This is a genomic window from Mycobacterium sp. ACS1612, from assembly GCF_001667505.1.
Taxonomy (GTDB): Bacteria; Actinomycetota; Actinomycetes; order Mycobacteriales; family Mycobacteriaceae; genus Mycobacterium.
In genome coordinates this window covers 51,709-72,055 of the sequence record NZ_LZHZ01000060.1, presented here as the reverse complement: position 1 = coordinate 72,055, position 20,347 = coordinate 51,709, and the positions used below count along the sequence as shown (strand labels likewise).

The window sequence follows — 20,347 nt, the reverse complement described above, 5'->3', positions numbered from 1 at the left end:
GTCCGGCTCTGGCCATCGGTCGTGCGCAATCTAGTGATCCACACAAGCACATTGGACGACTTGGTGCGGTCTTGCGCTGCTACGCGGTTGCCCCCGGCGTTTCGGTGGCCGACGGGCGGATCTGCACCCGGTTGTCGCTATAGCGTGCGGCGTCACCGCCGTTTTCGAGCAGCGCCGCGGCGCGGACGTCTTCGCCGACAGCGATGGCAATGTCGACGTCGTCGCCGCGGCGAATCCACCGTTGCGCCGCACCGATATCGACGTATTCGAACATGTCACCAACACCGCCTATCGGCATGCCATTCACGAAGTGATAGCCGAAGTGCCCGACGTCTGCCGCGCCCCCTATCGCGCGGTCGTCGAGTATCGTCGGCCGATCCAGTACGGCGAGGACGTCAGCCTGACGCGAATGGCGTCGTGATGTCGACGTGATCTGGGTTTGTCAGCCACGGTCGCCATTTGAGTCGGTGCTCGGAGGCGGTGGTGGCGAATTTTTCGATCAAGCTGTCCGAGACCCGCTGCGGGGCAAGGGTGCGCTCGTTGATCGCAATCCAGAACCCTTCAGTTTCGATGCGGCCACCGTCGCTTCCGACGAGATTGACTCGCATGGTGCACCACCGCGTCGAGACGCAATTTCAGTTGACCGCCGATGTCTCCGGTTGGTACCGGCCAAGCAGTCCGGTATATGTAGCCGGTTGCCGGCAACGCACTCAGCGGGCGGTCGACAGCGTCGTTCGGCACGGAAGGCACGTGACAACCATCGCCGACTGACCCTTGCCCGGGGCGAGGTGGGCCCGCCTGCCAGGTGGATATCGCCACCCAAACGGGTCCGGCTGTGTCGTGACACGCGACCTAACGTCTGACGACGGCCCCGACCTCAATCACGTGCTCGTCCCCACCGAAGAGACGCCTTCCGACCATCGGGAGCACGCCAAAGAGGCCAAACAGACCGATCACTGAGCGCGTCACTCACCCGCCCGCGGGTCCGAGCACGTAGTCGCCGGTGTCCGGATGGTGATACCACCCTGACGCCGCCTGCGTTCCGCCGTCCACATGGATCGTCTGCCCCGTGATGTAGCTGGACAGATCCGACGCGAGAAACACTGCCGCGCCTGCCATCTCGTCGACATGGCCCGCGCGCCCCATCGGCACTGTGCGGCCGAACCGGTCGTCCGACCCCGGAGGCGCCATCGCCATGATGCCCTCGGTCAACGTGATGTCGGGTGCCAGCGCGTTCACCCGGATTCCGTGCGGCGCAAGCTCGAGCGCCGCCGTCTTGGTGTAGTTGATGACGCCGGCTTTGGCGGCGGCGTACGTCGCGTAACCCGGCGCGGCCCTGACCCCCTCGATCGATGTCACGCTGATGATGCTTCCGGGCAGCTTCTCCGCGACAAGCTGTTGCGCCACCCGCTGCGTGCACAGGTACACGTGGCGCAGGTTCGCCTTGTACATTGCGTCCCAAGCGTTTTCACTGGTGTCCAGTAGTCCGGAGTGAAATACCCCGCCCGCGTTGTTCACCAGGATCGTCACCGGGCCCAACTGCTCGACGGTCCGCGCAAGCGCGTCATCGACCTGCGCACTGTCCCGGACGTCGACCGATATGCCAAGCGCGCCGATTTCTTCGGCAGCGGCCGCGCACATTTCGGCGCTCCGCTCCCAGATCGCGACGCGGGCGCCGAAGGCAGCCAGGCCCGCCGCGACGCCGCGGCCGATGCCCGCACCGCCGCCGGTCACGACGGCGATGCGGTCGGTCAGCAGGATCTTCGAGGGGTCGATGCTCATCGCATGACCCTATAAACCTGGATCCGCGAAGCGGGCTTTACTTGATGATCGTCTTGTTCCTGATGGTGCCGAGTCCGTCGATACTCACCTCGACGGTCTGCCGGTCGCCGATGTAGCGAGCGGGCTTACGGGCGTGACCGACGCCCCCGGGGGTTCCGGTAACCACCACGTCCCCAGGCCGCAGCGTGACGATGTGGCTGATGTAGGAAACCAGCGCCTCGGGGCTGAACACCAGGTCGTCGGTGGTGGCCTGCTGCATGAGCTCGCCGTCGAGGCGGGCCTCGATCGTGGTGCCGAGTTGATAGTCCGTGACCAGGAAAGGTCCGAAGCCACTTGCCTTGTCCAAGTTCTTGCCCTGGTCCCACTGCAACGTGCGGAACTGGTAGTCGCGCATCGTGTAGTCGTTGAACACCGAGTAGCCGGCGATGTAGTCGGCCGCGTCGTTTTCGGCCACCTGGTAGGCGGTCTTGCCCATCACGAATGCCAGCTCGGCTTCCCAATCCAGTTGTTGCGAAGCGTATTTGGGCACCACGATGTCGTCGTACGGGCCGGTCAGGGCGTCGGCGAACTTCGCGAACAATGTGGGATACTTCGGAAGTTCAAGGCCCATCTCCTTGATATGGCCCGCGTAGTTCAAGCCGACGCAGACGATCTTGCCGGGGCGCGGCACGACGGCCGCAAACTCGACCGAGTCGAGGCTCACCGAATCACCGTCGGCCTGTTCGGCGATGGTGCGCCATTCGGGCTCACCGAGTAGTGCAGAGAGGTCCGCGTAGCCGGGAATGACGGCGGCGCTTTCGGCGCTGTCGACCCGTGCGGCGACGGTGCCGCCTGAGGTGCGCAGGGTGGCTAGTTTCATATCAGGCTCCTTGGCGGATGTGGGCGGGCACGATGGGCAATCGCCTCGGTCAACGGTATCCGTCAAACGAAACTTCCCTTTGCCTGCAGGCACCCAGCCACCGACCGGTCGCGGGTGCGTTTGCCCGCGCCGTTACGCTCCCGTCGACGCTGACGCGTCAGCAACGAAAGGGGACAGGGGAATGGGCGTGTACGCGGTCACCGGATCGGCGTCGGGCATGGGGCGCCACGCCGCCGAGAAGCTGAGGGCCGCGGGTCACATCGTGATCGGCGTCGACGTCAAGGAAGCCGACGTCGTGGCGGACCTGTCGACTCCCGATGGTCGCCAGTCGGCGGCGGACGCGGTACTGACCGCCGCGCGCAACCGACTCGATGGCGCTGTGTTGGCGGCCGGTATCGGGCCGACACCGGGCCCGGACGGACCGCGCCGCATCTTCGAGGTCAACTATCTCGGTGTGGTGGACCTGCTGCAGGTGTGGCGGCAGGCGCTGGCCGCGACCGGGCGCGCCAAAGTGGTGGTGATCGGCAGCAATTCAACGACCACAACCCCGGTCGTCCCGCGGCGGACGGTGCGCGCGTTGCTCGCAGGCGATGCCGATCGGGCTGCGCGCTCGGTGCGGCTGCTCGGGCCGGCCGCACCGTCGCTGTCGTACGCCGCGTCGAAGATTGCGGTGTCGCACTGGGTCAGGCGCACCGCGGTGACACGCGACTGGGCAGGCCAAGGCATTCGACTCAACGCGCTGGCGCCGGGCGCCATCATGACGCCTCTGCTCGAGAAACAGCTATCGATGCCGCGCGAGGCCAAAGCCGTCCGAGCGTTCCCCGTCCCCATCGGCGGATTCGGTGACCCGGGCCAGCTCGCCGACTGGATGCTGTTCATGCTGTCGGACTCCGCGGACTTCCTCTGCGGCAGCGTCATCTTCGTCGACGGCGGATCCGACGCCTATTTCCGCGCGAGCGATTGGCCGCGCAGCGTCCCGGCGCGGCGCCTTCCCACTTACTTGTGGCGGTTCGCCAGATCCGCCCGCTCGAACTGACACCGGCGCAGCCGCCAGCGTCTTCCCAGGAAGTGCTTCGAGACTGGCGGGGTGCCGCCGACCGGTCCCTCGATCACGCCTCCGACGCCGACCCCGATGCCGCCGCTACCCGACCCCGATTTCAGCAAGTTCGGCCACGGCGTCTCGCTGCTGGCCGGCTGGCTGCCCCTGACCGTGGAAATGGTCACGGTGGTCGTGCTGGTGATCGCGATCGGTTGGCGGACCCGTCGGTGGCGGATCATCTGGGTACCGGTCGCCGCCGCCGTTTCAGTTGCGGTGGCGCTGGGAGCCCGCGCGTACATGAATTCCGAAGGGCTCGCCTCGGATCCCGCGCCGTTGCGCCTGTGGGTGTGGACGGCGGTGTTCGCGGCGTCAATAGCGGTGGCGCTGTTGGGCTTTCGCGGTGCACGGTGGTGGCGCCGTGGCATGTCGTTCCTGGCGGTTCCGTTGACGCTGCTGTGCGCCCTGCTGGTGCTCAACAACTGGGTCGGCTATTACCCGACCGTGCAGAAGGCGTGGGGAGATCTGACGTCCGGTCCGCTGCCGGACCAGACCGACGTCTCCGCACTCGCGGGGCTGCGTAACACGCACCCTGACACGGGGAAACTCGTCGGTGTCGACATACCCAACGACGCAAGCGGATTCAAACATCGCCGTGAATACGTCTACCTACCGCCGATCTGGTTCGCAGGCGCGGCACCGCCACAGCTTCCTGCGGTGATGATGATCGCCGGCGAGTTCAGCAACCCGACCAACTGGATGCGCACCGGCAACGCGATATCGGTGATCGACGACTTCGCCAAGGCCCACAACGGTGCGGCCCCTGTCTTCGTCTTCGTTGATTCCAGCGGAAACTTCAACAACGACACAGAATGCGTCAACGGTCCGCGAGGCAACGCCGCCGACCACCTGACCAAAGATGTCCGCCCGTACGTGGTGTCCCACTACGGCGTCTCGCCGGATCCCACCCGGTGGGGTGTGGTGGGCTGGTCCATGGGCGGCACCTGCGCCATCGACCTCACCGTCATGCACCCCGACCTGTTCACCACCTTCGACGACATCGGTGGCGACCGCGGGCCCAACTCCGGCACCAAACAACAGACGATCGAGCGACTGTACGGCGGTGACGCCGCCACCTGGGCGGCGTTCGACCCGCGCACCGTGATGGCCAAACACGGACCGTACGCCGGCGTCGCGGGATACTTCGACGACTCGCAGGAGCCTGCCGACGACAAGACGAAGAACCTGCCCGATCACCATGTAAAGCGCGACGCCCCAGTGGGATTCGGCGGCCACGACGACGCCGACGTGTTCCGGGAGAAGGGCGCGTTACCGGATCTGTGCGCTGCCGCGGTCGCGGTCGACATCGGATGCTCGTTGCGGGTGTATCCGGGCTATCACACCTGGCAATTCGCCGCCGCGGCTTTCTCGAACGCGCTGCCGTGGCTGGCGCAACGGGTGCATTCGCCTGGGACCTAGCCCGATACGTCGGCCGCGTGCGCAGGCGTGCGCGGCATCGCCAGCACTGCGGCGGCGGTGGCCACCGCGACAACGAGCACACCGGCGAAGACCGCCGCCGAACCCGCCTTGATGGCCGCCGGGCCCACCGAGTGCACGTCGCCGGGGCCGAAGATCGAGTTGGCGATCGCGCCGTAGACGGCGACGCCGACGGCGCTTCCCAGCGAGCGGGCGAACATGTTGTTACCCGTCACGACGCCACGCTCACTCCAGTCGACGCTGGACTGGGCTGCGATGAGTGTCGGCACGGCAAGCAGCCCCATGCCGCAGCCGATCACCAGACACACCACTGCCGCCACCGCCACGTTCGGCCGGTGCGCGGCCGCCGCGAGGACCGCTGCTCCGATGATCACCAGCACGGCCCCGAGTATTGCGGTGTTCTTGAAACCCCACCGCAGATAGAACCGTCCGGCGACGCTCGCCGCTGCAGGCCACCCCAGCGTCAACGCGGCAAGGGCCAGGCCTGCGATCACCGGTTGGACCCGCAGCGAGCCCTCCAGAAACGTTGGCACATATGACGTCAACCCCATCAGGATGGCCCCGACACCGAACGCGACGATCGTGGTCGCGCACAGCAGTCGACGGGAAAAGACCCACAGCGGCAATATCGGTTCGGCAGCCCTTCGCTCCACGATGACGAATGCCCCCAGCAGCACCGCGCCCGTGGCGAAGGCGGCGATGCTGGGCGCCGACGACCACGCCCACGTCTGACCGCCGCCGAGGATCGCCAGGATCAGCGCCGTCATCGCGCACGCCGACAGGACCGCGCCGACAACGTCGACCTTGCGACGGCGGTGGGCGACCTGCTCGCGGAAGTGCCTGCTGAACATCCACGCCGCCAGCAGGCACAGCGGGATGTTGATCAGGAACACGCCACGCCACACACCCAGTTGCGAAAAGACGCCGCCGAGAAGCGGTCCGATGACCGACGAGATCGCCCACACGCTTGCCAGATAGCCCTGCACCCTGGCCCGCTCGGCCACGGTGTAGATATCGCCGACGATGGTCATCGCAGTCGGCTGGACCGCGCCCGCGCCCAGACCCTGTACGGCCCGAAAGACGATCAGCGCGGGCATGTTCCACGCCGCCGCACAGAGAATCGATCCGGCGAGGAACAGCGCGATCCCCAACAGCAGGATGGGCTTGCGGCCGAAGATATCGGAGAGCTTCGCGTAGACCGGCACGGTGACCGCCTGTCCAAGCAGGTACGCGGAGAACAGCCACGGGAACTGACTGAAACCACCCAGTTCACCGACGATGGACGGCACCGCCGTCGCCAGCACCGTCGAATCGATGGCGACCAGACCGGTGCTCAACATCACCGAGATGAGAACAGGTCCCCGTTCGGAGCGGAAACCGACAGCCTCCTTCCCGGGGATGTCACTTTTCAGAGACAACGGCGAGGTCCCTTTCACCAGTAAGCCGAAGCGCCCAGCCTAGTGCTCGTTACCTGACGGTTTCCTGGGCGGCGCAGGCGTCCGGGCGGGCGCCGAATTATGGTGTTCCCGTGAAACGCGTGTTCGTATCGTTCGTGGCCGCAGTGGCCATGGCGCTGGCGTTCGCGGGACCGGCCAGCGCAGACGCCGCCGACGACAATTACCTCGGATTGATCAAGTCCAGCGGGCTCGGGTGCGGCCAGGGGCCGTTCGAATGCCCGACCGGCGACAGCGACATGATCCAGATCGGGCGCGCGATCTGCCGACAACTCACGCATGGCAATTCCTCGATGGCGGTGTCGCAGGCGATCCTGCGCCAGAAACCCGGCGTGCAGCCCGAGACCGTGGTGCGTCTGGTCGCCATCGCGAAGGCCGCGTACTGCCCCAGCTGAGCACCGCTACCAGGGGCCGCTGATTCTCGACGGGTGTCGAGTTTCTATCGTGACTGGCATGAGCAACGATGCTGATGCCGAACGGGTCGCCGAGCTGGCGCGGACGGTGGTCGCCGATCACGACCCCAAGAAGGCGCCTGTCCAGCAGTATCTGGGCGCCTGTTACGACGCCGGCCTGTCCTGGGTGCACTTCCCCGAAGGGCTCGGCGGGCTGGGGGTGTCCCGCGGTCTGCAGGCGGTCGCGGACCGCATCCTGCAGGGTGCGGGTGGACCGGTGCCGCTCGGACTCAATCCGATGGGATACGGCATGGCCGCGCCGACCATCCGCGAGCACGCGCAAAGCGAGGACGTGAAGCGGGGATGGCTGCGGCCGCTGGCGACCACCGAAGACCTGTGGTGCCAACTGTTCTCGGAACCGGGCGCGGGATCAGACCTCGCCGGGCTGGCCACCTCGGCCGTTCGTGACGGTGACGAATGGGTGGTCAACGGTCAGAAGGTGTGGACCAGCCTCGCCCACCGGGCGCGCTGGGGACTGCTGCTCGCGCGCACCAACCCGGATGTGCCCAAGCACAAGGGACTGACCTACTTCGTCATCGATATGCACGGCGCGGGCGTCGAAACCCGGCCGCTGCGCCAGCTGACGGGGCAAGCCGAGTTCAACGAGGTGTATTTCACCGACGCCCGCATCCCGGACAAACACCGCCTCGGCGACGTGGGCAACGGCTGGAACGTCGCGATGACGACGTTGATGAACGAACGCACCGCCCTCGGCGGCAGCGGCAGCCGTCGCGGTGCGGGCACCATCGCCGACGCCACCGCGCTGTGGGCGTCGCGCCCCGAGCGGCGCACGCCGGTGCTGCGGGACCGGCTCACGGAACTGTGGCTGCGTTCGGAGGCGCAGCGCCTGACATCGGAACGGTCGCGTGCGGCTGCGACGGTCGGCGGCCCCGGTCCGGAGGGCTCGATCGGCAAGCTGGTCGGGGCCGAGCTCAATCAGCACATCTACCAGTGGTGCATGGATTTTCTTGGCCCAGAAGGACTTCTGTATCGCGGGTACGGACAGGGCAGTGCTAGCGGCGAGCGCGACTGGCAGGGGCCCATCCAACAGAAGTATCTGCGCAGCCGGGCCAACACCATCGAAGGCGGCACATCCGAGGTGATGCGCAACATCCTCGGCGAACGCATTCTCGGACTGCCGGGCGATCTGCGCGCGGATGCGGGGATGCCGTGGAAGGAGATCCCCCGTGGCTGAGAAGCTTGCGAATCAGCCGGACAACGCGGCTGAGAAGCTTGCGAATCAGCCGGACAACGTGGCTGAGAAGCTTGCGAATCAGCCCAATAGCTCGGCTGATTCAGCTGAGTACAGGTTCAGCGACGAGCAGAACCAACTGCGCGACGCGGTGCGCAAGTTCAGCGCCGAGCACTTCGCGGAAGACAAGATCCGGCAGCTGATGGAGTCCGACCCGCCGTTCGACCCCAAGGTGTGGGCGCGGCTCGGCGGCGAACTGGGCGTGCTCGGCCTGTCCGTCCCCGAGGCCGACGGCGGCGTCGGCGGCACCCTCGTCGACCAGGCGGTCGCCATCGAGGCACTTGGCGCCAAACTGGCGTGCGGACCGCTGTTCGGCACGGTCTACCTCGCAATTCCCGCCCTGGTCGCCGCGTCGCCGGGCGCCGAGCGTGACCAGTTGCTCGGCGACTTGGTCGAAGGGCGGCGCACCGCCGCCGTCGCGGTGGCCGACACCGCCGGCGTGTTCGATCCGGACGCGGTCACCGTGACCGCCGACGGCGACGCGCTGTCGGGCACGGTGACGCAAGTGGTCGACGGCCGCATCGTCGACGTCTTGCTGGTCGTCGCCCGCGGATCCGACGGCGTCGCCCTGTACGCCGTCGACGCCACCGGCGAGGGCGTACAGCGCACCGCGCTGGCCACCCTCGACCTGACCCGGTCGCAAGCCAGCATCACGCTGTCCAACGTCCGCGGTGCCGTGATCGCGGGCCCGGACGAAACCGCACGCGTCGTCGATCACGCACTGCAGGTGGGCGCCGCGCTGCTGGCCGTCGAGCAGGTCGGCGCCGCGCAGCATCTGCTGGACCTGTCCGTCGACTACGCGAAGTCGCGGCTGCAGTTCGGCAGGCCCATCGGATCGTTCCAGGCGGTGAAGCATCGGCTGGCGGATCTCCTTGTCGACGTCGAGCACGCCAGATCGACTGCCTACCATGCCATTTGGGCGCTGACCGACGGCTCCGACGATCCGGCGTTGGCGACAGCCATCGCGCAGGCGGTCTGCTCGGCGGCCTTCAGCCATGTCGCCACCGACACCATCCAGGTGCACGGCGGAATCGGCTTCACCTGGGAACACCAGGCGCACCTCTACTACAAGCGCGCCGCCACGGACGCCGTGCTGTTGGGTGGCGCCGAGCAGCATCGGGACCGGGTGGCCGCGATGGTGCTCGACGACGCCACCGTGGACCGCGTGCCGTGGGTGGCCGACGGCGTGGGAGTGTGATCGCTAGAACAGCGAAAAGAACTGGTGCGACGGATCATCGGGTCCCGAAGTACCGTGCAGTGTGCCCCGGGTGATCGGATGGCTCAGGTCGACCGACGCCGGATCGTGCACATGTGCCCAGTCGGTCACGATGGCCCGTTCCATGATCTTCCAGACGCCGTCACGCTTCTCGTAGCGGTCCAGGTAGCGTCCGCCGACGATGACCTCGACATCGCGGTCGCCCGCTGCGAACGCATGCGTCGCGATGGTGTAGATCTCGCCCTCGGCGCGGGCGCCGTCGACGACGAAATTCATGGTGGTGATGTGGTGCTGCATCGATCGCAGATGTGGGCGGGACGCCTCGAGCGTGGTGACGAACTCGTCGACGGACCCGGTGGAGAACGCGCCGTGCGCATCCTGGGCGTCGCGATGGTAGAGGCTTCGTAGCGTCGCGAAGTCACCGCGATCGACCGCGCGGCAGTACGTGTGGACGAGCTTTCGCAACGCGAACTCGTCGAGCATCTCGTCGATCGCCGGCATCACGCCAGTCAAGCAGGCCCAGGGCGGCGACCCGTCGACGGACCGTAAGATTGCCGCTCGTGGAAGCGGGATCTGGCATCGAGCCACCCGTCGACCGGCGAGTACGCCGGGCGTTGGGGCTGCTCGAGCGGTTCGCGCCCGCGATCGGGTCGCGGTGGGCCGTCGAGCTGTGGTGCACCCCGCCGGACGTGGACGCCAGCCTGCGCATGCCACCAGGGGTACCGCCGAGTGAGCCTGTCGAGGCGACGTGGTCGGGCCACCGGGTCGCGGGGGAGGCCTGGGGCGCCGGCCCGACGGTGTACCTGGTGCACGGCTGGGGTGGGTGCCGAGCGCACCTCGGCGTCTTCGTCAAGCCCCTGGTCGAGGCAGGGCACCGGGTCATCGCCTTCGACCTGCCGAGTCATCACGACTCCGCGCCTGGTGACCTCGCGCCGGGACGCACGACGATCGTCGAGTGCGCCGAAGCGGTGAAAGCCGTTGTGCGCGAACACGGACCAGCGCGTGCGATCGTCGGCCATTCTCTCGGCGCCAAGGCGGCCGCGTTGGCGGTGGCCCGCGGCACCTCGGCTGAACGCCTGGTGTTCCTGGCGCCGATGGGCGACTTCTCCTGGTATCTGGACATTTTCGCCGACCGTCACGGATTCGGCCCCCGCATTCTCGGCGGCCTGCACCGCCGCCTCGACCGACGGCTGAACATGCCGCTGTTCGATACCGACATTGCTCGCATCGCCGCCACCCTCGGCGATGCGCCGCCGCTGCTGGTGGTCCATGACCCCGACGACCCCGACAGTCCGTACCACATGAGCGAAAAGATCGTCGACGCCTGGCCCGGTGCGAAGCTCGTCACCACCCGCGGACTGGGCCGGTTGGCGCACTACCGCATTCTGCGGCACCGGCCCGCGATCAACGCCGGCCTCGAGTTCATCGGGCGCGCGGCTCACACCTCCACGATGCAACCTGCGGCTGGGTCGACCTTACCGTCGAGCAACTCGAGGTAAGTCCGCTTGATGTCGTCTTCGCTCGAAATCCGTTCCACGCGAAGCCAATTCGACGACCAGGCCGCGAAGGGATGCCAGGCCTCGGCCAGGCTCTGATCCAGTCGGGCCTGACCCCAGTCCGCGCTGCGCTTGACGATGCGATCGGGCGCGAAGAAGAGCACCGGGCTCGGTCCGTCGAGTTCGCCTGCGCGTGCGCCGATCTCGGTCCAATGGGTCGCGCCGACGGTGGCGCTGTGGGCGAGTCGGTCGCCGTAGAGCGCATGGACGTCCGCGCGCACCTTTCCGTTGCCCGAGATGTCGATGTAGACCGCCCGCTCGCCCGGTAGCGCCGAGATGTCGTCGTACACGCTCACCGAGTCGTAGACGTCCAGACTCTCGACGAACTGCTTGTTGCCCGCAGAAGTCAGTCCCGCGGTCGTCACACCGTCGCGCTTGGCGAGCAGGTAGGCCGCGATGAGCGCCGTCTTCGCCGAGGCGCTGGAGATCACCACGGTGTCCGCACCGAAGAAGCCCTCATCGGCGAGGAAATCGTCGATCAGGAACGCGGTGAAGAACAGCGGGTAGAACACCAGATGCGCGGCCTTGTGTTCGGCCGAGTAGAAGGCGTCGGTGGCGAGGTTGCGGTAGCCCTGGTACACCGGCGGAAGGCCGGCGCGGTGCGGGGCGGCGTCGACGAAGCCCTTCTCGTCGACGCGGTCGGGTTGTACGAGCAGATGGTCCCGCAGGGCAGATACCCGTAAACACGCGTGCCCGTCGGTAGATCCGGATGCCGGGAATGCTCGACGTGGGCATAGCCCCAGACGTTCAGCCTGCCCCACTCGGGTTCGGAAGCCGGGAAGAAGTCCCAGTACCGCATCGCTTCACCGAACACGGCGTAGGTGATGTTGTTCGACGTCAGTCCGAACGATTCGATGCGCAGCAGAGCTTGCCCGTCCGCCGGCGACGGCGCGTCGTCGTGCAGGAACCTGGTCTGATGCAAGTCGTCGCGGTGCAGTTCGAGGATCACGCGTCCACTTTATTTGGCGGCCTGCAGGGTGATCTCGGAGATCGAGGTCCTGCTCTGGGCGTCCGTCGTACCGAGTTTGGTGATCCACACCAGCACATTGGACGTCTTGGTGTCGTCGTGCACTTCGATCCGGTTGTGTCCTGGTTGTAGAGGCGTGATCGGCGTCAGTTCGGTGGTGTCGGCCAACTTGGCGGGGTGCTCGGAGTTCGACGCGCGGATCTGCACCTCGGTACCTGTGCTCGACAAGTCGATCGTCACAGCGCTTAGCGCGGTGGGCTGCGCCAGGTGCAGCAAAAGGCCTTCTCCCTCAATGAAAGTCGGGAATGGCACCGGGTCGCGATAGGTGACGGTGGACCACGCGGTATCCGGGTTGCCGTCGATCGCCAAGCCCGCCTTGTCCGGGTTGTCCGGGGCGCCGCTCGGCGAGAACACCGTCGCACTCTCCGGTTTGACGATCGGTCCGGGGCCGCCAGTCCAGAGCGCGAAGCCACTCGTCAGCCACAGCGTCACGGCCAACGCCACCACGAGCACACCGGCGAGCGCGGCGAGCGCGACAGTGCGCGTCCTGCCGCGATCAGGCGACCGCGTCGGACGCTTCCCCGCCGAGAGGTTGACGATCGTGTCCGCGTCCAGCGTGCCGCCGTCCCAGACACCGCTGACCTCGACTTCGTCCCCGTCCGCGAGTTGACCCGCGACGAGTTGGGTGTGCATCTCGACCGGGATCGGGGCGCTCGGCGTCTCGACCGCATCGTGCGACACGACGTGGAACGACAACGTCCCGGCCTCGTCAGCCGCGCCCGCGCGTTCGCGGACCCCACGGGCGGTGCCGTGCAGCACCACCCGCTCGAGACGCTGGGTGACGGGGCGCGCACCCGGGCTTGGCGCTGTGCGCGGGGGCTGCTTGGTGAGGGCGCGCGCGAAGTCCAGGCACGTCGGGTACCGGTCCGCGGGGTCTTTGGCCAGCGCCCTGGCCAGCACGGCATCGAGGTGGGCAAGCTCGGGGCGACGCTGCGAGATCGGCGGCGGAGGCGTGAACAGGTGGTGGCTGATGACGACGGCGCGATTGGAATCGACGAACGGTGGCGCGCCGGTCAGGAGGTGAAAGGTGGTGGCCGCCAAGGCGTATTGATCCGCGCGCCCGTCGAGCGGCTTGTTGAGAAGTTGTTCGGGCGCGATGTAACTGATGGTCCCGATTGCCACGCCATCGTCGGTCAGGTTGCTGACGTCGTCGATTCTGCGGGCGATCCCGAAATCCGTCAGCAGCACCCGGCGGCGGTGGCCGTCGGACGCGGTCACCAGGATGTTCTCCGGCTTGACGTCCCGGTGGAGCAGGCGGCGCTCGTGGCCGAAGTCGAGCGCATCGGCGACCGCGGTGACGATTTCCGTCACGTCGTGTTCGGGCATCCCGCCGGGATAGCTCTGCCGAATCAACTGGCCTGCATCGGTGCCGTCGACGTACTCCATCGAGATCCACAACCGGCCGTTGAATTCGCCGCGATCGAGAACCCCCACGATATGGGGGTGCCACAGCGTTGCCGCCAATTCGGCCTCGCGGTTGAATCTGGCCCTGAACTCGTCGTCGTTGCCGGTGGCCGACAAGATCTTGAGCGCGTCGTATCGCGGCAGCCGGGGATGCTGGGCGAGGTAGACCTCGCCCGCACCGCCTTTTCCGAGCATCCGCTGGATGACGTAACCAGCGAAAACCTCGCCGCTATCGAACGGCATCCCCGCAGCCTACAAACCGGCGAGGCAAGGCCGCGAATTTCGCCGAGGGGGCCGTGTTCGCATGAGAGACTTCATCGCAGGGGGCTTCTGCCTGCGTCTTTCGATCTACCAGGGCGTTGACATGGCTATTCGGCTTCGTGCCGCACTCAGGGGTGGGGTAGCGGCGGCGAGCGCCGTCGTCATTGCGCTGGCTGCGCTGATCACCCCTGCATCCGACACGTCGAAGCCAGCGATCGGCACACCCGCCGCGTCGCACGTGGCCGTCGAACTCCGCGATGCCGTGCAGTCGTTGCCCCCTGGCCCAGCCCTCTCGGCGCTGTCGTCGTTGTCGCCGGCGCAGGTGTTGGATATCGGCCAAGCGCTGACTTCGTCTGCTGTCACGCCGACGATCGCTCCGTCACCACCGTTGATCAACCTGGCCAACTTCATCGACTGGCTCTACCTGGCGATCGAACCCTGGGTGGAATATACGGTCGATGTCGCGGCGTATATCGCGGCGTGGATCATCCCGTACGTCGGATGGATTGTCACCAGTCAGGTCGACGTGGTGTACAACTTCGTTGAGTCACTGGTGCACAGCGGCGTTTTCAACTTCACCGACTGGCTGCGCGGGCAGGGCAGCGCCCTGAAGAACGTCGCAGACTGGGTCGTAGACGCCGGTCTGGCGCTAGTGTGGCTGGGAATCGACGAACTCGGCGCATGGATTCCGTTGCCCCCGTTGCCGTTCTACCCGCCGCGCCCGCCATGGGCGGACGTTCCCGAAGGACTGTTCGGGGACGTCTTGGTCAGTGCCTCGAATGCCTTGGCTGCGGTGTCCAATCGCATCTGGGACATTTGGGAGCCCATAAAAGGCATAGTCGCCAGTGGAGTTGGATCCGTCAGCGGCGTCCTTGACGCTATCGCATGGGTGCCCTTCGTTCCGCTGATCAACTTCGAACTCAACGCGGGCTGGACGCTGATCGCCAGTGAAGGCGACGCCGTCACCGGATTCGCTCACGACTTGATAAATGCCGGGAATCAATTCGTCGTCGACACCGTCCACGGCAATGGGCTGATCACGGCGACGGTCACCGCGCTGCAAACGACGTTGGACTCAATCAGCACCCGCGGCGGCCAGGCGATCGATGCACTTGCTGCCTGGGGGCGCGCCCAACTCGACTATCTCGTCGATCTCGCGACCCCGGGCGCCGGCGGTGCGTCCGCCCTGCAACGGGCCAGCGCGACCGAGTCGAGTGCGCTCGCGGCGGTGGAGCAGCCAACTATGGTTCTCGACGATGTTTCGTCCGTGAACGACGGCATCACTACTGGTCCCGCACGCGAGTTGGCAGGAAAACGATCGACCAAAGCCGACAGTCCTTCCACGAACACCAAACGCGGCGCTGCCGGGCCCGACAAGGATTCCCAGAGTCCGAACGCAAAATCGGCTCCGGCGACCGACTCTGCTGCGGCCGATCAGAAACCAGGTACGCACGCAGGGAAACCCGCCCACAAGAAGAGTGCTGACACAAACGGGACGAAGAAGAATCCCCGACCGAAAGACGGCCGCGAGTAATTGCCTGGACGTGTTCGGGGCCTAGGATCTCGCTCCATGCCGGCGCCCCGAACCATCACCGAGCCAAGCCGCGAGATCGACGTCATCCACGAGACCGACGTGCTTGTCGTCGGCTCGGGACCCGGCGGACTGGCCGCTGCACTGGCGGCCGCGCGGGCCGGTGTCGACGTCGCGCTGGTCGAGCGCTTCGGCTGTTTCGGCGGGAACATCACCGCCGTCGGCGTCGAGGGATTCGCTTGGTACCGCCACGAACAGACGGTCGAAGCGGGCGGCATCGGAAGGGAGTTCGAGCAGCGCGCCAAGGAGATGGGCGCGGCGGTGCCCGAAAGCCAGTCGCTGTCTTACGAACTCGACTCCGAGGGTTTCAAGCTGGTCGCCGACCGGCTGGTCGAGGAGGCGGGCGTTCGTCCGATGCTGCACCGCCAGTTCGTCGCACCACTGATGGACGGCGACGAGGTCATCGGCGTTGTCACCGAATCCAAGGCAGGCCGCGAAGCGATCCTGGCCAGCCGAGTCGTCGACGCCACCGGGGACGCCGACGTGGCAACCCGTGCCGGCGCGCCGGTGCACAAGACACCGGTCGAGGAGATGATGGCGGCGTCGGTGATGTTCCACCTGGCCGGCATCGACAAGACCGCGTTCCTGGCCGGTGTGGCCGAGGACCCGCAGACGTATCGCGACTGGGCCGCAGGGGAATTCGCCGCCGACACCGACGCCAAGGACGCCGACCTGTATTCGCCGTACCTCGGTAAGCCGTTCGCGAAAGCCATTGCCGACGGCCTGCTTCCCGACCACCTGAACACCATCGGCGGTACCTGGGGCGCGATGCACGACACCGGTGAACTGACGTACATGAACCTGGTCCACCTCGCGGGCTGCGACGGCACCGACCCCGACAGCCTGACCCGCTTCGAGATCGAAGGCCGCAAACAGGCCATGCTCGCCATCGAGGCGCTGCGGCGCTACACACCGGGATGCAACGGCGCCCGCCTGCGCAACTTCGGGATGACCATCGGCGTCCGCGACACCCGCAAGATCGACGCCGTCTACAACCTCACCGAGGCCGATGTGCGCGGGCAGGGCCGATTCGACGACAGCATCGGCATCTACCCGGAATTCATCGACGGCTACGGGGTGCTGGTGCTGCCGACCACCGGCCGCTACCTGCAGATCCCGTACCGATCGCTGCTGCCGCAGACGGTCCGAAACCTGATCGTCGCCGGGCGCGCGACGGGTGGTGACCGCATCGCGCACGCGGCGACCAGGAACATGTCCTGCTGCGCGGTCACCGGTCAGGGCGCAGGCGTGGCGGCCGCGCTGTCCGTGTGCGCGAACCGCGCCCTCGACGAGGTGAACATCTCTGCGATGCAGGCCGAACTGACCCGGCAGGGCGTCCGGATCAGCTGATCACCTTCGACCAGTTGGCCCCGAGGTATTCCGCCATCTTCTTGCTCTGCGCGTCGGTCGGCAGCACGGGTGTGCCCTGCACCGAGGGCAGCGCGGCGAGCAGGTTCTTGTCGACGGTGCCCGCCTTCTCCATCGCGTCGGCACGCACCGGTCTGGCGAGGCCCTTCAGGAAGAGGTTCTGCCCCTCGTCGCTGTAGAGGAACTCCTGCCACAGCCGGGCTGCGGCCGGGTGCGGTGCGTCCTTGTTGATGGCCTGGAAGTAATAGCCGCCGACGAGCGCGTTGGCCGGGACGAACACCCGCCAGCTCGGCAGCTTCTTGGTCTCGGCCGCATTCAGGTAATCCCAGTCGACGACGACCGGTGTCTGGCCGGATTCGATGGTCGCGGGTGTCGGATCCACCGGGACGAAGTTGCCCGCCTGCTTGAGCTTGACGAAGAAGTCGACACCCGGTGCGATGTCGTCCACTGACCCGCCGTTGGCGATCGCGGTCATCAGCACCCCGTTGGCCGCGGCGCTCGCCGTGGTGGGGTCACCGTTGAGCGCGACCTTGCCCTTGAACTCCGGCTTCGACAGATCGTTGAGGTCCTTGATCTCGGGCACCTTCGACGAGTCGTAGCCGACGGACATATAGCCGCCGTAGTCGTTGACCCAGGTGCCGTTCGGGTCCTTGAATTGCGCGGGGATGTCGTCGAACGTCGCCACTTTGTACGGCGCGAACATCGCGGTGTTGGCCAACGCGATGGCCTGACCGAGGTCGAACACGTCCGGGGCGGTGCTCTTGCCCTTCTGCTGGTTGGCGGCGTTGATCTCGTCCTGGCTGTTGGCATCCGGTTGGGCGGAGTTCACCTTGATGCCGTACTTGCTGGCGAAGGTATCGATGATCTCCTTGTAGTTGGCCCAATCCGGCGGTAGCGCAATCACATTGAGCTCACCCTCGGCTTTGGCGGCCTTCACCAGACCGTCCATTCCGCCGAAATCGGCGGCCGAGGTGGCCTCTTTGGCGTTCACCCCGGATTCCGTTTGGCCGCCGGTGTCCTTCTTCTCGGGCGGGGCGCATCCCACCAGTCCGATGACGACGAGAGCGGATGCTGCTGCGGCTGCGAGGAGCCGTGATGTGGTCATAGCCGAACCTGCCTTGAACGGATCCAACTTGGGCGTTGGAACACTATCGCGACATCTGCTCGCAGGCGGTCGGTTTCGGCTGACAAGACGTCAAGGGTGGGCGGCGAGAAAGGTTTCGTTCGACAGTCCGGCCGCGAGGACGTCGACGTCGAAAGGCCGGTCCAACAGGGCGCAAAGCTCTTGGCGGTCAGTCAGAAGACTGATTTCGTAGGTCTGCCTGGCAAACAGTCGTCCGATGTGCGGGTACAGCCGACGCATGACCGCTCGCTCGGCCGGGGTGCAGCGCGCTGCACAGTAACCGACGTGGCCCACCTCGTCGGTGAGGATCTCGCTGTACAACTCGTTGATCCGCGCGGCGACCTCTGGCTCGTCGGCGAACAGCTCGACGCCGACCCGACGCAGCGTGTGGAACATCGCGCAGCCGGCCATCTCCGATGCGCCGACGAACATGAAACTCAGTCGCTCAGGCAGAAATACCGCAGTCTTGACGAACTGACGCATCACGAACGGCGGCTTCACCACCTGGAACGGCAAGTCGAAGATGTCCAGCACATAAGCCAACAAACGTGTGTGGTAGTGCTCCTCGAGTTCCATGTACACCCGCTCGGGTGGCACGTCGTCGCCGCTGTTGTTCCCATACGTTTCGCCGAGACCGACACCGAACCGCTCGGCTTGGTTCAGTTTGGCGGTGGCCAACAGGAACAGCATGCGCCGATCGACGCCGGGTTCAGGTTTCCTCCGCCGTAGGTTGCGCCCGAACAACTGACGATCCATATGGTGCCTGGAGCGCACCGGATCCGCCGCCAGACCCGCGAAGAAGTCCTCTCGGCTGGCCAGCCGCCGGTTGAGCAGGTCGGCGTCCCCGTCGCGACGTGCGAGGTAGTCGCGGTAACCGTCGATACCCGTTGCGTTCATCGTGTCTCCATTCCGTGCACGATCGTCCTGACATAGCGGTCCAACAGCGCGGCCCGCGCTGCAGAGCTGCCGGTGGCGGTTGTCAACAACGCGAAAAGGCCAGTGAGAAAGAACATTCCGAGCTCGGTCGGGTCTGCGCCGACGGGCACCCGCCCCGCATTCTGGGCCGCGGTGATCGCGCCGATCACGAACTCGGCCAGCGGATGCTCACTCAACTGATCCTCGGCGGGCCGCGCGGAGGAGAAGTGCAGCCCCAACATGTCGCGGAAGACCATTGGGCCTAGTCGACGCTCCGCCGCGAGGACGTCGCGGATAAGCGATGAGAACAGCGTGGCCAAGTCGTCGTGTTTGGCTCCTGAATTCTGCAGCCGCGCAACAATCTTGACTTCCTCGGCGCGCTCCAGTTCGACGAGGACATGCTCTTTTGTCGGAAAGTGGAAGTAGAACGTCCCGCGCGCCACGCCTGCCGCTGAGGCGATCGCGCTGACGTCCGCGCCTGCCAGCCCTGCCCGGCCGATCTCGGCCACAGCGGTTTGAAACAAGCGGGCCCTCGTCTCGAGGCGCTGCGCCTCCCGCGCTCCTGCCACCGATGGCGTTGACGGCATGACCGTAGGTTAACAGTGCTGGCTGACGCTCGTCAATGACGCCCGTCAGTCAACAGTCAGAATTTGGCGACCGCACCGGCGTCGACCGGCAACGCCGCTCCGGTGATGTACTGCGACTCGTCGGAGGCCAGGAACAGCACCGCGTTACTGACCGCGCGCGCCTCGATGATCGGCTTGGGCAGCATGTGGAAGTGCCCGATCACCTGTGTCGCGTCCGCCATCGTCGGCTCGGTGAGGTCGGGTCGCACGGTGCGACGGAAGTGGTCGTTGTCGATCATCGGCGTCAGGATGTTGCCAGGATGGATGGAGTTCACCCTGATCCATTGTGGGGCAAGCTCATTGGCCAATGAGTTCATCAGGCCGACCACCGCGTGCTTCGCCGATGCGTAGCCGGCCATGTAGCCGCCGCCGCGCAGTCCGAGCATCGAGCTGACCAGGATGATGGAGCCGCCTCGGCCGTCAGTCATATGCGGTAGCGCCACCTTGACGGTGTGCATGACACCGGTCAGGTTGATGTCGAGCATTGTTTGCCAGGCGGTTTCGTCGATCATGGCGGCGGGTGCAGGCGATCCGGAGATTCCGGCATTGGCGATGACGATGTCGGGTCTGCCCAATACGTCGACGCCCTGCTCCAGCGCGGCGCGCAATCCGTCGAGGTCCCGCACGTCGGCCCGTGCGGTGATGATGCGCCGGTCCAGCTTCTCGACGAGCGTCGCGGTTTCGTCGAGATCGGCTTCGGTGGCGCCAGGATAGCCTGCGGCGTCGACGTCGGCGCACACGTCCACGGCGATGATGTCGGCGCCTTCCTCCGCCAGCCGGACCGCGTGTTCGCGACCCTGGCCACGTGCTGCGCCGGTGATGAACGCGACCTTACCCGCCACCCTGCCAACTGTGTTCGTCATCGTGACCTCTCGCGCGGAGTCTTGGCTTCTATATCTTGCGCGAAGTGATGCCCGGGTAGGTACCG

The 20,347-nt window shown here is 66.3% G+C and carries 20 protein-coding genes and 1 pseudogene; 9 read left to right on the top strand and 12 right to left on the bottom strand.

Annotation, left to right across the window (positions count from 1 at the left end):
* Window positions 1-79 precede the first annotated feature (79 nt).
* Complete coding sequence (locus A5724_RS23610) at window positions 80-274, bottom strand: hypothetical protein (RefSeq protein WP_082965237.1); 195 nt, start codon at window positions 272-274, stop codon at window positions 80-82.
* On the opposite strand from A5724_RS23610, the gene A5724_RS33305 reads away from it, so the two are divergent.
* The gene (locus A5724_RS33305) at window positions 242-421 is read left to right on the top strand and encodes an acyl-ACP thioesterase domain-containing protein (protein ID WP_232004953.1); all 180 of its coding nucleotides are present in this window, start codon (window positions 242-244) and stop codon (window positions 419-421) included. The genes A5724_RS23610 and A5724_RS33305 overlap by 33 nt on opposite strands.
* Here A5724_RS33305 and A5724_RS34730 read toward each other — a convergent pair.
* From A5724_RS34730 to A5724_RS23595, 3 genes are all read right to left on the bottom strand, one after another.
* Window positions 396-608: a hypothetical protein gene (locus tag A5724_RS34730; protein ID WP_067808086.1), complete on the bottom strand. Its 213-nt coding sequence runs from the start codon at window positions 606-608 to the stop codon at window positions 396-398. The genes A5724_RS33305 and A5724_RS34730 overlap by 26 nt on opposite strands.
* 361 nt (window positions 609-969) lie before the next feature.
* Window positions 970-1,782, bottom strand: a complete 813-nt coding sequence (locus tag A5724_RS23600) for an SDR family NAD(P)-dependent oxidoreductase (RefSeq protein WP_067808084.1) — start codon at window positions 1,780-1,782, stop codon at window positions 970-972.
* A gap of 37 nt (window positions 1,783-1,819) precedes the next feature.
* Window positions 1,820-2,641 (bottom strand): fumarylacetoacetate hydrolase family protein, encoded by an 822-nt coding sequence (locus tag A5724_RS23595; RefSeq protein WP_067808082.1) that lies wholly within the window; start codon window positions 2,639-2,641, stop codon window positions 1,820-1,822.
* 181 nt (window positions 2,642-2,822) lie between these two features.
* On the opposite strand from A5724_RS23595, the gene A5724_RS23590 reads away from it, so the two are divergent.
* The gene (locus tag A5724_RS23590) at window positions 2,823-3,677 is read left to right on the top strand and encodes an SDR family oxidoreductase (protein ID WP_067808080.1); all 855 of its coding nucleotides are present in this window, start codon (window positions 2,823-2,825) and stop codon (window positions 3,675-3,677) included.
* Between the two features lie 96 nt (window positions 3,678-3,773).
* Window positions 3,774-5,156: an alpha/beta hydrolase-fold protein gene (locus A5724_RS23585; protein WP_156752429.1), complete on the top strand. Its 1,383-nt coding sequence runs from the start codon at window positions 3,774-3,776 to the stop codon at window positions 5,154-5,156.
* On the opposite strand, the gene A5724_RS23580 is transcribed toward A5724_RS23585, so the two are convergent.
* A complete protein-coding gene (locus A5724_RS23580; protein WP_082965236.1) occupies window positions 5,153-6,514 on the bottom strand; it encodes an MFS transporter in 1,362 nt (453 codons plus the stop codon). The genes A5724_RS23585 and A5724_RS23580 overlap by 4 nt on opposite strands.
* 188 nt (window positions 6,515-6,702) lie before the next feature.
* On the opposite strand from A5724_RS23580, the gene A5724_RS23575 reads away from it, so the two are divergent.
* Genes A5724_RS23575 through A5724_RS23565 form a run of 3 tightly spaced genes read left to right on the top strand, consistent with a single transcriptional unit; the run spans window position 6,703 to window position 9,530 of the window.
* Entirely contained in the window at window positions 6,703-7,023 is a 321-nt protein-coding gene (locus tag A5724_RS23575; RefSeq protein ID WP_067808077.1) for a DUF732 domain-containing protein, read from the top strand.
* Between the two features lie 58 nt (window positions 7,024-7,081).
* Window positions 7,082-8,275 (top strand): acyl-CoA dehydrogenase family protein, encoded by a 1,194-nt coding sequence (locus A5724_RS23570; RefSeq protein ID WP_067808075.1) that lies wholly within the window; start codon window positions 7,082-7,084, stop codon window positions 8,273-8,275.
* Window positions 8,268-9,530 carry an acyl-CoA dehydrogenase family protein gene (locus A5724_RS23565; protein ID WP_232004952.1) on the top strand — a complete coding sequence of 421 codons (1,263 nt, stop codon included), beginning with the start codon at window positions 8,268-8,270 and terminating at the stop codon, window positions 9,528-9,530. The genes A5724_RS23570 and A5724_RS23565 overlap by 8 nt, the downstream gene beginning before the upstream one ends.
* Before the next feature lie 3 nt (window positions 9,531-9,533).
* Here A5724_RS23565 and A5724_RS23560 read toward each other — a convergent pair whose 3' ends face one another.
* Window positions 9,534-10,049 (bottom strand): nuclear transport factor 2 family protein, encoded by a 516-nt coding sequence (locus A5724_RS23560; protein ID WP_067808072.1) that lies wholly within the window; start codon window positions 10,047-10,049, stop codon window positions 9,534-9,536.
* A gap of 59 nt (window positions 10,050-10,108) precedes the next feature.
* Here A5724_RS23560 and A5724_RS23555 point away from each other — a divergent pair, with 59 nt between their 5' ends.
* A complete protein-coding gene (locus A5724_RS23555; RefSeq protein WP_232004951.1) occupies window positions 10,109-11,047 on the top strand; it encodes an alpha/beta fold hydrolase in 939 nt (312 codons plus the stop codon).
* Here the strand turns inward: A5724_RS23555 and A5724_RS23550 are convergent.
* Together A5724_RS23550 and A5724_RS23545 are read right to left on the bottom strand one after the other, a co-directional pair.
* Window positions 10,987-11,903, bottom strand: a pseudogene (locus tag A5724_RS23550) (DUF2855 family protein). The gene A5724_RS23555 and the pseudogene A5724_RS23550 sit on opposite strands and share 61 nt — an antisense overlap.
* 159 nt (window positions 11,904-12,062) lie before the next feature.
* Complete coding sequence (locus A5724_RS23545) at window positions 12,063-13,778, bottom strand: serine/threonine-protein kinase (protein ID WP_067808065.1); 1,716 nt, start codon at window positions 13,776-13,778, stop codon at window positions 12,063-12,065.
* A 61-nt stretch (window positions 13,779-13,839) separates the two neighbouring features.
* Here A5724_RS23545 and A5724_RS23540 point away from each other — a divergent pair, with 61 nt between their 5' ends.
* Both A5724_RS23540 and A5724_RS23535 read left to right on the top strand, forming a co-directional pair.
* Window positions 13,840-15,330: a hypothetical protein gene (locus A5724_RS23540; protein WP_156752423.1), complete on the top strand. Its 1,491-nt coding sequence runs from the start codon at window positions 13,840-13,842 to the stop codon at window positions 15,328-15,330.
* A 36-nt stretch (window positions 15,331-15,366) separates the two neighbouring features.
* On the top strand, window positions 15,367-16,737 hold the full coding sequence (locus A5724_RS23535) for an FAD-dependent oxidoreductase (RefSeq protein ID WP_067808057.1): 1,371 nt from the start codon (window positions 15,367-15,369) through the stop codon (window positions 16,735-16,737).
* Here A5724_RS23535 and A5724_RS23530 read toward each other — a convergent pair.
* From A5724_RS23530 to A5724_RS23515, 4 genes are all read right to left on the bottom strand, one after another.
* Window positions 16,730-17,860, bottom strand: coding sequence for an ABC transporter substrate-binding protein (locus A5724_RS23530; protein WP_067808054.1), 1,131 nt, complete (start codon window positions 17,858-17,860; stop codon window positions 16,730-16,732). The genes A5724_RS23535 and A5724_RS23530 overlap by 8 nt on opposite strands.
* A 90-nt stretch (window positions 17,861-17,950) precedes the next feature.
* Window positions 17,951-18,775, bottom strand: coding sequence for a hypothetical protein (locus A5724_RS23525; RefSeq protein WP_067808051.1), 825 nt, complete (start codon window positions 18,773-18,775; stop codon window positions 17,951-17,953).
* Window positions 18,772-19,380 carry a TetR/AcrR family transcriptional regulator gene (locus A5724_RS23520; protein WP_067808048.1) on the bottom strand — a complete coding sequence of 203 codons (609 nt, stop codon included), beginning with the start codon at window positions 19,378-19,380 and terminating at the stop codon, window positions 18,772-18,774. The genes A5724_RS23525 and A5724_RS23520 overlap by 4 nt, the downstream gene beginning before the upstream one ends.
* A gap of 56 nt (window positions 19,381-19,436) precedes the next feature.
* A complete protein-coding gene (locus A5724_RS23515) occupies window positions 19,437-20,282 on the bottom strand; it encodes a mycofactocin-coupled SDR family oxidoreductase (RefSeq protein WP_067808046.1) in 846 nt (281 codons plus the stop codon).
* Window positions 20,283-20,347 lie beyond the last annotated feature (65 nt).